General features: G+C 42.9%; 13 protein-coding genes. 9 read left to right on the forward strand and 4 right to left on the reverse strand.

What is annotated here, in order from left to right; genetic code table 11:
• Positions 1-69: 69 nt before the first annotated feature.
• The gene (locus P6709_RS07470; RefSeq protein WP_278240272.1) at positions 70-711 is read right to left on the reverse strand and encodes a YigZ family protein; all 642 of its coding nucleotides are present in this window, start codon (positions 709-711) and stop codon (positions 70-72) included.
• A gap of 340 nt (positions 712-1,051) precedes the next feature.
• Between P6709_RS07470 and P6709_RS07475 the strand changes: the two genes are divergently transcribed.
• Both P6709_RS07475 and P6709_RS07480 read left to right on the forward strand, forming a co-directional pair.
• Positions 1,052-2,188 (forward strand): sensor histidine kinase, encoded by a 1,137-nt coding sequence (locus P6709_RS07475; RefSeq protein WP_442905306.1) that lies wholly within the window; start codon positions 1,052-1,054, stop codon positions 2,186-2,188.
• A gap of 32 nt (positions 2,189-2,220) precedes the next feature.
• Positions 2,221-2,895 (forward strand): response regulator transcription factor, encoded by a 675-nt coding sequence (locus P6709_RS07480; RefSeq protein WP_278240273.1) that lies wholly within the window; start codon positions 2,221-2,223, stop codon positions 2,893-2,895.
• Positions 2,896-3,240: 345 nt separating this feature from the next.
• On the opposite strand, the gene treR is transcribed toward P6709_RS07480, so the two are convergent.
• Positions 3,241-3,960, reverse strand: coding sequence for a trehalose operon repressor (gene treR, locus P6709_RS07485; RefSeq protein WP_278240274.1), 720 nt, complete (start codon positions 3,958-3,960; stop codon positions 3,241-3,243).
• 97 nt (positions 3,961-4,057) lie between these two features.
• Between treR and P6709_RS07490 the strand changes: the two genes are divergently transcribed.
• Positions 4,058-4,651 carry a YybH family protein gene (locus P6709_RS07490; RefSeq protein WP_278240275.1) on the forward strand — a complete coding sequence of 198 codons (594 nt, stop codon included), beginning with the start codon at positions 4,058-4,060 and terminating at the stop codon, positions 4,649-4,651.
• A gap of 559 nt (positions 4,652-5,210) precedes the next feature.
• Here P6709_RS07490 and treC read toward each other — a convergent pair.
• Both treC and treP read right to left on the reverse strand, forming a co-directional pair.
• Positions 5,211-6,890, reverse strand: a complete 1,680-nt coding sequence (treC, locus tag P6709_RS07495) for an alpha,alpha-phosphotrehalase (protein WP_278240276.1) — start codon at positions 6,888-6,890, stop codon at positions 5,211-5,213.
• A gap of 147 nt (positions 6,891-7,037) precedes the next feature.
• Positions 7,038-8,480, reverse strand: a complete 1,443-nt coding sequence (gene treP, locus P6709_RS07500) for a PTS system trehalose-specific EIIBC component (RefSeq protein ID WP_278240277.1) — start codon at positions 8,478-8,480, stop codon at positions 7,038-7,040.
• A gap of 278 nt (positions 8,481-8,758) precedes the next feature.
• Here treP and P6709_RS07505 point away from each other — a divergent pair, with 278 nt between their 5' ends.
• From P6709_RS07505 to flgM, 6 genes are all read left to right on the forward strand, one after another.
• Positions 8,759-9,850, forward strand: a complete 1,092-nt coding sequence (locus P6709_RS07505; RefSeq protein WP_278240278.1) for an acyltransferase family protein — start codon at positions 8,759-8,761, stop codon at positions 9,848-9,850.
• Positions 9,851-10,018: 168 nt separating this feature from the next.
• Positions 10,019-10,864 carry a DegV family protein gene (locus P6709_RS07510; protein ID WP_278240279.1) on the forward strand — a complete coding sequence of 282 codons (846 nt, stop codon included), beginning with the start codon at positions 10,019-10,021 and terminating at the stop codon, positions 10,862-10,864.
• Positions 10,865-11,185: 321 nt separating this feature from the next.
• On the forward strand, positions 11,186-12,352 hold the full coding sequence (locus P6709_RS07515) for a DEAD/DEAH box helicase (protein ID WP_278240280.1): 1,167 nt from the start codon (positions 11,186-11,188) through the stop codon (positions 12,350-12,352).
• Positions 12,327-13,016 (forward strand): ComF family protein, encoded by a 690-nt coding sequence (locus P6709_RS07520; protein WP_278240281.1) that lies wholly within the window; start codon positions 12,327-12,329, stop codon positions 13,014-13,016. Before P6709_RS07515 ends, P6709_RS07520 begins: the two co-directional genes overlap by 26 nt.
• A gap of 86 nt (positions 13,017-13,102) precedes the next feature.
• Complete coding sequence (locus P6709_RS07525) at positions 13,103-13,519, forward strand: TIGR03826 family flagellar region protein (protein WP_278240282.1); 417 nt, start codon at positions 13,103-13,105, stop codon at positions 13,517-13,519.
• A gap of 122 nt (positions 13,520-13,641) precedes the next feature.
• A complete protein-coding gene (gene flgM / locus P6709_RS07530; RefSeq protein ID WP_278240283.1) occupies positions 13,642-13,905 on the forward strand; it encodes a flagellar biosynthesis anti-sigma factor FlgM in 264 nt (87 codons plus the stop codon).
• The last annotated feature ends 4 nt before the right edge of the window (positions 13,906-13,909 follow it).

The raw sequence follows: 13,909 nt of genomic DNA on the forward strand, positions 1-13,909 counted from the left end.
CCAAACTCTATTCTACTCTTTTTCCGCTTTTCAGTAAAATGAAACTTTCGTTACAGTTTAATTGCGGTTTTACTTGCTGCCAATGCTTTCCTCTACATACAATTGTGTCCCAACTTCTATCTTTGATTGGCCATTTGTTAAATTCGTCATCCATTCTTTAAAGTCCTCGATTGTATCTTCTTCTACATGAGTCTCTATGACAACGTCTTCTAAATAATGGATGTCATGCAGCCGATAAGAAGAGGCGCGGATTTCATTTTCTATTTTGCCAAGCCACGTATAGTCAATAGTGGTGCTGACAAGAGAATGAAGTGTCCGCTCTACGATCCCTGCTGCATTTATTCCTTCTGTTACAGAACGGCCGTATGCTCTGATGAGGCCGCCGCCACCCAGCTTAATACCGCCAAAGTAGCGGGTCACGACAACAACCGTGTCTTTAAGATCCCGTTTTTTTAACACTTCAAGCATAGGGACTCCGGCTGTGCCGGATGGCTCTCCGTCATCATTCGCTTTTTGTATGAGATTGTGTTCCCCGATCATATATGCCGAACAATTATGATTAGCGGAAGGGTGCTTGCGCTTAATTTCCTGAATAAAGGTATGCGCTTCTTCCTCTGATTCCACTCTTTGTACAGAAGTTATAAACCGGGATTTTTCAATAATAATTTCATTTTCTCCTTTTTTGGCAATCGTACGATATTTTTTCAACATATATATGGCACTCCTTTTTCAGTTTCGCTCGTTATGTTACACCATTATAACAATAAACGAGGATTTTCGTCATAACCCTGTAAACTGAAAAGAAGGTGAAATGTCATATGCGTCAATTGTAATGATACTTTAATATCGCGACATTCTATTGATGGTATAATAGACTAGGTTCAGGTTTGTGTAGATACTTAGGAAATTACTATTCTGAAAAAGTAAATACACCGATGAATTCCGACATTTACTGCGTCAAAAACATATACTGAGGAACACTTTCTTTTTTCCTTGATAAACAGTATAATTTTTTACAAAGACACTATGTAAATAGGAAGGAGTCTGAATTGTGTCCGCAACTAGTTTGGATTCCCAAATGCTTGACATCATTTTGGGTAAAATGATCGATACAGTGGACCAAAGCAAATCAGATATTTTTGAAATTGGGGAGCAGACGCGAAATGATTATGAAGGGCTTGTAAAAGAGCTTAGTCAGATCAGGGAGAAAATCACTACTGTAATTTATGAGGGTGATGACCTTGAGAGACGATCACGATTTGCGCGTAAGCGGCTGGCTGAAGTCAGTCACCATTTTAAAAACTTTTCTGAAGAGCAAGTCCGCCAAGCGTATGAAACGGCCCATGATCTCCAGATACAGCTTTCGGTCAACAGACAGGAAGAAAAACAGCTTCGCAGCCGCAGAGACGAGCTGGAAAGAAGACTGCAGAGCATGCTGGACACGATTGAGAGAGCGGAGAACCTCGTAACACAGATATCTGCAGTTCTAACCTATTTAAATAGTGATTTAAAACAAATGGGTGCAGCCCTGCAGGATGCAAAACAAAAACAGGAATTTGGCATTCAAATTATTGAAGCACAGGAAGAAGAACGAAAAAGGCTTTCCCGGGAAATACATGATGGACCGGCTCAGCTTATGGCAAATGTCCTGATGCGTTCCGATTTAATTGAACGGGTCTATAGGGACAAAGGAGCGCAGGAAGCATTTCTTGAAATTAAGAGTCTGAAAAAAATGGTTCGCTCTGCGCTTTCAGAAGTGCGGCGCATTATTTACGATCTCAGACCAATGGCTCTTGATGACCTCGGGCTTGTGCCAACGTTAAGAAAATACCTCAGTTCAATTGAAGAGTACAGCAACGGTACGAAATTATTGTTTCACCAAATAGGCGAAGAGTCACGATTACATCCCAAGTATGAAGTATCCTTGTTTCGTCTTGTCCAGGAGTCAGTTCAAAATGCCCTGAAGCATGCACATGCCACTGAAATTTCCGTTAAAGTTGAAATCCGGCAGGACCGGATCACAGTTGTGATTAAAGATAACGGAAAAGGATTTGATCCTTCTCAAAAAAAACAGGGATCTTTTGGTTTAATAGGCATGAGAGAACGGGTAGAATTGCTTGCGGGAGAAATCACGGTCAATTCAAGACCGGGATCCGGAACCCTTATTTTGATTCAAGTACCGCTTTAAAGGATTTTATATGATCAAGGAGGAAAATATATATGACAAGAATACTAATCATTGATGATCATCAGCTTTTTCGTGAAGGCGTAAAACGAATCTTGGATTTTGAAAAATCCTTTGAAGTAGTCGCAGAAGGGGACGATGGTTCACAGGCAATTGATTTATATGACACGCATCAGCCCGATGTTGTCCTGATGGATATAAATATGCCGGAAGTTAATGGAGTAGAAGCAACGAAAACGCTTATTGAAAATTTCCCTGAGGCGAAAGTCATCATCTTATCGATTCATGACGATGAGAACTATGTTTCTCATGCTCTGAAGTCAGGAGCTTTGGGCTATATGCTGAAGGAAATGGACGCGGATGCTCTCATTGATGCGATTAAAACGGTAACAGATGGTGGATCATACCTGCATCCTAAAGTAACCGTTAACCTTGTCAACGAGTTCCGCAGACTTGCAGATGCTGAATTTACAGGTAATTTCCAGCAGGTGGAAGTACGCCGTCCACTTCACCTCTTAACAAAACGCGAATGTGAAGTACTTCAAATGCTTGCAGACGGTAAAAGCAACCGCGGCATTGGCGAAGGCCTATATATTTCCGAAAAAACTGTGAAAAACCATGTAAGTAACATTCTACAAAAAATGAATGTAAACGACCGGACTCAAGCCGTTGTAACGGCCATTAAAAACGGCTGGGTGGAAGTACGATAAGTTTTAAGAAGAGAATAGGGTATAACTGTAAAAAATGAGCAAGTTTATATTATTAGTATGAGGTGAACGGAGCGGAGGGTGGCGACTCCTGCAGGACATGACGGCAGGCTGAGACTTTAAGGCTCAGCGCCGTCCCTGCGGAAAGCTTCCGCCTGAAGCGCAGTGAACCGTAAAAGAGCCAGAGACATTTTTTGTCCCCGGCTCTTTTTTTATTGGAACATAAGCACAGCTGGAATGACGAAGGCAGGCGAATATTGCCTGGGAAATGTCGGTTGTAGGGGAGAAAGCTGGATGTTTCAGTTACATAGAGCTATTCCCTTCAGGCGAAGCATTCTATTTGCAACATTATTTTCGTCTTCGGGCAAAGTCGACAAACTTAAACTTGTCCAGACGGTGTCTCGATTCTGTATATTGGAAAATAGTCGTATCTTCAAGGTGCACATAGTTTCGTACGAGTACAATATGGCTGTAGCCGTCCAGGTCAAGCAGTGTACGATCTTCATCTGTGGCCAGTTCCACTGTAATTTCTTTTTTTGCATAAGAGATGTTCAGGCCTAAATGATTCTCCAAATGGGCATAAATAGAATCACTGCAGATCTTTTCAGTAAGAGATGGAACGCTTGACTGCAAAAGCCAGTCTTTATCAAGAATGACTCGTTCGCCGTCAATGGTTCTTGCGCGCACAATTTCCCAAACCAGCGAGTCCTTCTCACACTCCAATTGTGGCGAGAGCCAGTCTTCTGCTTCTGTCAGTTCAAGCTTATGGACGGTCGTTGTAATATTTCTGCCAAGAGACTGCTGAAGCTCCTTGAAACTCACTAAACCTGAGACGGGAAAGGTCATTTTGCTGACATCCAGCACTAAAGAGCCCTTGCCCTGCATCTTTTGTATAAATCCATTTTGAGATAACAAAGTAAGCGCTTTACGAATGGTTTCACGGGAAGTATCAAAGCGCTCGCAAAGCTCATGCTCTGAAGGAAGAAGCGAGTTAGGTTCATAGATTCCCTGCTTGATTTCTTCCGAAAGTTCTTGAAAAATGTTCATATATTTATTGGTTGTTGCCATATAAGATCACCCTGTTTTATTGTATCATAATGGAAGGAAGCAGGGTATAACCCCAATACATCGGTGAAAAGACTATAGAGAAGGGATGATCCAGCCTATGATAAGTAAAAAAATGAGAACTGCAATAGGCGCCGGCTTGCTTGCTTTACTCCTGGCCGCCTGCAGCGGTGATGAAACGAACGATAATACAGGTTCCGTTAACGATGGTCAAAACGGAGAGGGAATCGATACACATACGCAGTCTGAAGATTCCGGTACAGAAGGAGATTCGGAAATCGGTTTTGAAATGAACAGCGAGGGAGAAGTGGAAAAAGCAGAAGATGTTCCGCCGGAAGAAGAAGAGGCCATTCTATCCCTTTTCGATGAATACATCAGCACCTTTAACGAAAAAGATATTGATGGATACCTTCAGCTGCTGCGAACGGGGGACGGTTACTTTAACGAAGACGAAGAACGTGCAGCTCTTGAAGAAGTATTCGAATCCTTTGATGTTGAGCGTGAAGTGGAATTAAAAACGATCAACGAATATAAGGAAGATGAAGCACATGTGTTTGCTAATATGATTTTGACTACTACAGATACTGAAAGTGGTGCAGAGGTAACCAGAACGGGCCGCCAGATCACCGTTTTTCATTTAGTGGAGGATGAGTGGAAAATCGCGTCCATTCATTTTATGGCAGATCCTGAATAAACATAATAGAAACCGGCCCTTAAACGTTTAAGGGCCGGTTTTTTGATTTTATTATTAAACTTAGCCTCAGTTCCAAATGCTATTTATTCCTGCAGTTTTTACAGACTTTTTGAACATCTTTTGTTGGGCTGACATGAGAATGAAGCAATTTAATGCCGGTTTTCTTGCATTTCGGGCAGGTGCCGCGATAGGGCTCTCCGCTCTTAATAGAACGTTTTTTTAGTATTTTTCCTCGATTGCTTTTCGCCATGGTCATCCATCCTCACCGGGTACTTTCTTTTAGTTAATGATTAGAAAGTGAAAGTGGGGTGGGCTGGAGCCTACATTCGGAAAATTATGTACGAAAATGAGCCTAATTTCAGGCTCTTTGACGTGTTCACTAAGCTTCAGACAGACGCTTTCCGCAGGGACGGCGACTGAGACTTTTCAGCGTGTTGCCCTGTAAAGTCTCAGCTTATCGTCATATCCTGCTGGAGCCGCCGCCTTCCGCTTTTACTAAAAAGTCTTATATATGGAGCTTTTCTTGATTTGTCCCAAACTTTTAAAATGGCATTTGGTACTACTTTTTAAGACGAAAGACGATGGACTCGTATGGACGGAGTTCAAAGGAATCCGCGGAGCCTTTAACGTCATCATAGTTGCTGATCAGGACAGAGCGGTCAGAAAAACGGTTTAGTCTTTGGGCTGTCTCAGAAGGCAGCTCAAATTGTACAGGGTTTTCATAAAAATTATTCACTACAAGTAGGGATTCTTCCTCTGTATTTCGCGTATAAGCAAAAATAGCCGGATCATCCGCTAGAAGTAATTCATAGTTTCCGTTTGTAATGATGTCATATTCCTTGCGCAGCGCATTCAGCTTTTGATAATGATAAAAAACGGACTGAGAATCTGCAACCGCTGCTTCTGCATTAATATCTTTGTAATTTTTAGCCACAGGAATCCATGGTGTTCCAGTTGTGAAGCCGCCGTTTTCTTCAGCACTCCATTGAACCGGCGTACGTGAATTGTCACGGGATTTCTGATTTAGAATGGCTAAGATTTCTTCATTTGAATGCTCGGTCTCAATCAGCTGCTTGTAAATATTTAAAGACTCTACATCCCGATAATCTTTAATAGTTTTAAAGTGAGGGTTGGTCATCCCGAACTCTTCACCTTGATAAATATAAGGCGTTCCCTGCATCATATGGATCGTTGTGGCCAGCATTTTAGCTGATTCAGTGCGATACTCCCCGTCATTTCCGTAGCGCGATACGATTCTCGGCTGGTCATGGTTGCACCAGAAGAGGGCATTCCAACCGCCGCCTTCATTCATGCCGACCTGCCAGGTGGATAAAATATCCTTCAGCTTAATAAAGTCAAAATCAGCAACCGTCCATTTCTCGCCATTTGGATAATCCACTTTTAAATGATGGAAATTGAACGTCATACTCAGTTCTTCGCGTTCAGGATTAGAGTACTTGATGCAGTGATCGATTGTAGTGGAAGACATTTCGCCTACTGTCAGCAGGTCATGCTTTGAAAATACTTCCCGGTTCATTTCATGCATATAGTCGTGAACCTTTGGGCCATCTGTGTAAAATTTACGGCCGTCTCCATCACCATCCTCATCAGGGAATGACTGATCCTTGGAAATTAAGTTGATTACGTCCAGGCGGAAGCCATCGACGCCTTTTTCCGCCCAATAATTCATCATGTCATACAGCTTTTCACGAACAGCTTCGTTTTCCCAGTTCAGATCTGCCTGTGTGACATCAAATAAATGCAAATAATACTGGCCTGTCTTTTCTTCCAGCTTCCAGGCATTGCCTCCAAATTTAGACACCCAGTTGGTTGGCGCAGTACCGTCTTCTTTCGCATCCTTCCAAATATAAAAATCACGGTACTCACTGTCTTTAGACTTGCGTGATTCCACAAACCACTCATGCTCAGTAGATGTATGATTAATAACGATATCCATAATAATTTTAATTCCTCGATCATGCGCTTCAGAGAGCATGCGGTCAAAATCATCCATCGTTCCGTATTCATCGTGAATGCTGAAATAGTCACTGATGTCATAGCCATTATCATTTTGTGGAGACTTATAAGGAGGAGTCAGCCAAAGCACATCCACCCCAAGCTTCTTTAAATAATCCAGCTTCTCTGTAATCCCGTTTAAATCCCCGACGCCATTTCCTGTCGTATCATTAAAACTCTTTGGATAAATCTGATATACAACCGCTTTTTTCCACCATTCCATACGTGAATCACTCCTTGAAAATGAATTTAACTTGGTAATAGAATTTACTTTTCTTTAGTTAAGTAAAGGAGTCTGGCCCCTTTACTTAGGTAAAGCTTTTATTACAAACAAAGCGTCCGCTGAAATGTCTGCGAACGCTTTTGGTTGTTAGTCTTCGAGTTTTCCTTTTTTAACGAATAGTCCGTAAAGAAGGGTTAGGACAAATGGAACAACGATCGCGATGGCCATCCCGATGCTGAAGATCAGCCAGAATTCTTTTTGAATGGAGATAATTCCTGGTACACCGCCGACACCGATCGAGTTGGCCAGAACAAAGTTAGCACCGAGCAGAAGCCCTGCGATACCTGATCCAGTCAGTGCAAAGATAAACGGAAAGCGATAGCGGAGGTTAACACCGAACAGTGCAGGTTCCGTTACACCGAGCCAAGCCGAAATACCAGAGGAGCTGGCGAGACCTTTCAGTTTTTCATCCTGTTTTTTCGTAAAGAATGTCAGTGCGAAAATCGCAAACGCTGCTGATCCTTGCGCGATATTCGATAAAGCAAGAATAGGCCACAGGAACGTTCCGTTAATATTACTTGAAATCAGCTGAAGATCTACAGGAAGGAATGTATGGTGCATTCCTGTAATAACAAGCACTCCATATGTCGCGCCGTAAACTAAACCGCCGAGCCATCCAAAGTTATTAAAGATCCAGATAACCCCATCTGCAATAGCAGTTCCGGCAGCAAATGTTAAAGGCCCGATTGCGATAAATGCAGCAAGTGACGTAATTAATAGAGCAACTGGAGCTACAACGAGAAGCTTAATGGAATCATGTACTTTCCGGTTCAGGAATTTTTCGATTAAAGCATAGAGATAAGCTGCAAATAAAACAGGCAGTACTTGTCCCTGATAACCGATGGATTCAACGGTTAAACCGAATAAATTCCACGTTGGAACTGTACCTTCTCTTACTGCGTCCGGATAAGCATAGGCGCTGAGTAAACCGGGATGTACAAGTACAAGCCCGAGGACAATCCCCATCAGCGGATTTCCGCCAAAGCGCTTAACTGCTGACCACCCTATTAAAGCGGGTAAAAAGTTAAACGCCGCACTGGCTATAATACTGATAACCGTGGCTAAATCTGCCCATTGAGGATACATCGCAACAAGTGATTCTTCGCCAAATAAATCTTCGACTGTCAGAACATTGTTCAGCCCCAGCAATAAACCGGCTGTAACAATTGCAGGTAAAATCGGAATAAAGATATCTGCAAGCAATTTAATTGTACGCTGCAGTGGATTCATTTTCTTCGCCGCAGCATTTTTTACATCATCCTTGGAAACTTCCTGAATGCCCGTTTCCTCTGCCAGTACTTTATAGACCTTATCTACAAGACCCTGTCCAATAACTACCTGGTACTGTCCGCTGTTTGCAAAAGACCCTTTTACAACATCAATGGACTCAAGCTTTTTCTTATCCACCTTACTGTCATCATGCAGCACGAACCGCAGCCGTGTAACACAATGAGTAGCAGAGTCGATATTTTCTTTCCCGCCAATCGCTTCGACAATCTGGCGGACTTCCTCTCTATTCACATCACTCATCAATAACCCTCCCGTAACCGTTTTCATTTCCGTGACGTTATGCCATCCATTCATCTATTCCCTATTGGATAAAAGATAGTCCAAGTTAATCAGAAACAGCGCTTACATTTACAAACTTATCATATACGTGTATATACAAGTTGTCAACTATAAAGATTTCCTGCATTTCATTGAATAAATACCTGAAAATAGCAATTTAACTATCCAAATCTCATATATTTTTTACGATTGTTTTGTGCTATTCTTTATAAGGTTAGGATGAGGAGGGAGGCAGCTTTATGAAAGAAAGAATTGTAGGAATTGATTGGATTAGAGCTGCAGCCTGTTTAAGTGTGGTTTGGGTCCATTCCATTGCCAGAGTAAAAGGTTTATATGAATTGCCTGCTTTTTCATATGATTTGGCAGTTTTGATTCAGATGGCCTTTATCTTTGCTACTCCAATGTTTGTCATGATCTCAATCTATATATTGAGCTATACGTATCAGGACACTGCACCAAAAGGATTTTGGAAGAAACGATTTATGTATATATTTATTCCTTATCTATCAATTTCATTTATTTCGGCTTTTTATTATAATCTCGTAAATGGTTTTTCTCTTGAATATACGGGAGCCATTTTATACCGATATATATTGATGAGCGGCTGGAATGGATATTTTATATTAATTATTTTTCAGCTTTATTTTCTGCACTTTTTATTTAACCGCTATTCCCATAAGGTTAATCCATATTTAATGACAGCTTTAGCAATTGTCATTAATATTCTCTACAATTATTATGTTTCATTTCTCCCAGCGCCGCATGAATCTCTGGAAGTGCTTTGGGTTCAGTACGGCAGAGTGTTCTTCCCAGGCTGGATTGCTTTCTTTATTGTTGCTTATTATGCAGGACGATACGCTCTTCAGTGGAAAAAATTCTTGCGCAAGGCTGGTCCGGGTATTATCGTTTTAGCTTTATTTTCAATGGTTTACGGATTTTACAATGTTATAGCAGATAATTATATTGTCGTTTCATCCAGAAGGAATGATGTCTTGTTTTACACGATTTTTCTGTTTTTATCTTTAATTTATTTAACAGCTTCTTTTAAAACCGTCCCGGCAGTCATTAAGGTTGTAAGTAAATATTCATTTCCAATCTTTCTGCTTCATCTGCTGTTTATCGACTTTTATGCACGATTTCAGCCCTTTGATTTATCGGCCACTGCATACGGAGTTTTCGCTTTTCTGTTTTCTACTCTGGGAAGCATAGGTTTTTCATGGGTTGTAAAGCATATTCCAGGCTCTGGGATGATTATTGGAAATATTGATCGGAAAAAGTCTGGCAGCAAACCGAAGAAACCGGTTGAAGAAATGACTGCCCGTTCTTCATAATTCACCTGTTAAGTGCCCTCTGTATACAACAGAGGGTTTTTATTTTTTCTAAAATAACATTGAAGGAAAGAGATGCATTCAACGAGTTCTTGGGCTAGAATAGGAGCATAGGGTCTGCGGACAAGTTTACGGTAATTGAAATTTTATTGCAGGGATAGGAATGGTGGAATGAAGACGGCGATCGTGACGGATAGTACGGCATATATACCAAAACAAATTCGGGATGAGCTTTCGATTCATATGATTCCATTGAGCGTGATTATGGCTGGGAAAATGTATCAGGAGGAGGTTGATCTGACGACTGAGGAATTTTATGACTCAGTGCGTGTGGAGAAGGATCTTCCTACAACCTCACAGCCTGCAGTTGGTCAGTTTGCGGCTCTTTTTGAGGAGCTTTCAGCAGAGTATGACGAAGTGGTTTCCATCCATTTGTCCAGTGAGATCAGCGGAACGTTTTCCGGTGCTGTGCAGGCGGGGGACATGGTGGAGAATATCCGGGTGTATCCGTTTGATTCAGAGATTTCCTGCATGGTGCAGGGGATGTTTGTGTTAGAAGCAGCTCAAATGGCCAAGCGCGGCTGCTCAGCGGAAACGATTGTTGCGTATCTTGATGAACTGAAGGAAACGACCCGAGCCTATTTTATGGTGGATAATCTCAGCCACCTTCAGCGCGGCGGGCGTTTATCGAATGCACAGGCGATGATCGGAAGCCTGCTTCAGGTGAAGCCGCTGCTGCATTTTGTGGATAAAAAGATCGAACCATTTGAAAAAATCCGGACACGCAAAAAAGCGATGAAACGAATGGTTGACCTATTGGCTGAGGATGCGAATAAATATGATCATCTTCAGGCGGTCATTATTCAGGCTAATCGTGAAAATGAAGCGCATGAATGGAAGCATGAGCTTGAACAGCAGCTGCCAAATGTCACGTTTCGGATTTCTCACTTCGGACCGGTGATCGGCACTCATTTAGGAGAAGGCTCTATGGGCCTTGGCTGGATGAAAAAAGAGTAAAACCGGGAGAGCGGCGGATGTCGTTCTCCACTTTTGCCCTAAAAGGAGGTTATTTATCTGAATACATGTTGTGTATCACCTCAGCTTCGCACGGTCCTCTCCGGCAGGCAGCTTTTAAAAGACGAGGTTCTCCATTTAGTTACTCCTCAGGAAATAGAGCAACACCTTCAATCCAACCACATTTTCTTCACTCCATCTATCGAAAAGAAAAAGTACACATACCGCTGTATGCGCTGCTTTAATGAGCAGTCTCATTTGTTTTACGAGCAGCCATGCGCCAGATGCAAGGGTCCGTGCACCTATTGCAGAAACTGTATTAACATGGGCAAAGCGTCTTTTTGCAATCCGATTGTCAAATGGTCTGGTCCGGAAGATGAGCCCCTGGAGCCGCTGCAGCAGCCCATTTTGCAGTGGGAGGGAACGCTGTCCATTCCCCAGCAAAAAGCCTCGGATCAGCTAGTCCGAGCAGTTGAAGAGAAACGGTCAACGCTCGTTCATGCTGTATGCGGAGCGGGTAAAACAGAAATCTTGTTTCAGGCTGCAGCTCATGCGCTTGAAAAGGGCCAGCAGGTTTGTATTGCTACACCAAGAAGAGATGTGGTTCAGGAATTGTTTCCCCGCTTTCAGCAGGCTTTTCCCACAACACCCATTCAGGCTCTTTTTGGAGGAAGTGAGCACAGAAACGATCTTGCCCGGCTGACCATTGCCACCACGCATCAGCTTTACCGGTTCCAGCACGCATTTGACGTAATGGTGATTGATGAAGTGGACGCGTTTCCCTATCATGGAGACGTCACGCTTCAAAGAGCTGCACAAAACGCGAGAAAACCAGCCTCAACCCTCATCTATCTTACCGCCACACCTGCAACTGCTCTCCTGCATGAAGTAAAAAAAGGCAGTCTGCAGGCCATTGTGATCCCCGCGAGATACCACGGCTATCCACTGCCCGTTCCGGAAACCAGATGGCTTGGAAACTGGAAAAAATCGATCGATAAGAAGCAGCTACCCTACAGTTTTAGATCATGGATCGAAAGCAGACTCGCTGTGAAAAAGCGTATGATGCTGTTCATGCCGGATATTCCAACGATGATCCAAGTGGAAAAGCTGCTGCAAGCCTATACACCCAATCTGGAGTCGGTTCACGCCAAGGATTCAAAAAGAGGGCCGAAGATCGACAGAATGCGAAAGAAAGAGCTTGATATCCTGCTGACGACCACCATTTTAGAAAGAGGGGTCACCTTTTCCAATATTGATGTAGCCGTACTAGGGGCAGAAAAGGCGATTTTCACAGAAAGTGCGCTTGTGCAGATTGCGGGGAGAGCAGGACGTGATTTCCGCTACCCGAGCGGCATCGTCGCCTTTTTTCATTTTGGTCATACAGAAGCAATCGTCAAAGCCCAAAAGCATATCATTCGAATGAATCATCAGGCTAAAAAAGACGGACTGCTTAAGGAGAAGAAACATGAACCGCTGCTTGAGCTGTCATGAACCCATTTTAATAGAAATTTCCTGGAGCGATCTTTTTACACCGCGCAAGCATACTTCTTTGTGCAGCGAATGCATGAGCCTGCTTCAGGTAATCCGTCATGACTCGATCTGTACCATCTGCTCAAGACCTCTTGCGGAACAAACCTTCTCCTGCAAAGACTGCCTTACATGGGCAGAGCACCCTGTTTACAGCAGTGTTCTCCATCAAAATCGATCGCTTTACGTTTATAATGAAGGGTTAAAAGAGTTGATCAAACGGTTTAAATACGATCGGGACTATGCCATCGCAGGCTGCTTCAGTGCCCCTTTAGCTGAGGTGGTAAAAAGCATGATGCCCTACGACTTCCTTCTTCCAATTCCTCTTCACGAAAGCAAAAAAATCGACCGCACCTTCAATCAAACAGAAGCGCTGCTTGAAAGCGCAAATCTTCCTTACCGGACAAGCCTTTCCCGGATGGATAACCCTGAAGTTTCCCAGGCAAAAAAAGGAAAGCAGGACCGCCACGCGGCCACCAACCCTTTTTGGACTGCAGAAACCTTTCAAAACGAGTCCATTATTTTAATTGATGACCTATATACTACAGGGACGACGATCCGGCATGCAGCCTATATTTTAAAGGAAGCAGGAGCAGGGAAAATTTGTTCCATCACCATCGGCCGCTAAAAATAGTATGAAATTCCTAATTAATACTACCTACTTATAAAGGTTATGTTATATAATGGAGAAAAACCGAATAAGGGGACTTTATCATGGCGGAATTAAGAAATTGTCCTGCGTGCAATGCGATCTTTAATTATAACGGACTTCGCGATGTGTGCTTGCAATGCCACCAGGCAGAAGAGGATTTATTTCAACAGGTATATCAGTTTTTGCGCAGGCGTGAAAACCGTGCAGCAACTGTGGAGCGGATTGTTGAAGTAACCGGAGCAGAGGAAAAACAGCTGTACAAGTGGGTTCGCAAGCGCAGGCTTCAGCCGGCTCAATTTCCGGGACTCGGCTACCCGTGCGATCAGTGCGGGACTTTAATTACACAGGCAAAGCTCTGCAGAACATGCACAGACTCAATAAAAAGTGATTTAAAGCTTGAGGAATCGAACCGTCTTTTTCAGGAAGCCTCCAAAAGCAACCAGCAAAAAACGTATCTTTCTTCAAGAAAATATACGTAAATATGAAAAAGGCGCATGGGACTTTATTTCTAATTTTCCCGTGCGCCTTTAATTTTTTCAAAGCCTGCCGATATAATAGGTAACAAACAACCTTTAGCAAAAAGGAAAGCAGGTGACTTGTCTTGAAGATAAATTCAATTAATAGTGCAAATCTTAACCCCTACGCACGCCAGCAGGCAAAAGTAGATCAGGCGGATGCTCAAAAGCTTCAAAAAGCAGATAAGCTGGAAATTTCGTCACAGGCGAAGGAAATGCAGGAAAGCAGCTCCATCCAGGCACAAAGACAGGAAAAACTTGATCAGCTGAAGCTCACGATTGAAAACGGCACGTATCAGGCAGATCCTAAACAAACGGCAGCGGACCTGCTCAAACATTTCCGCAGCTGAACAG

The organism is Jeotgalibacillus sp. ET6, from assembly GCF_029667115.1.
Lineage (GTDB): Bacteria > Bacillota > Bacilli > Bacillales > Jeotgalibacillaceae > Jeotgalibacillus.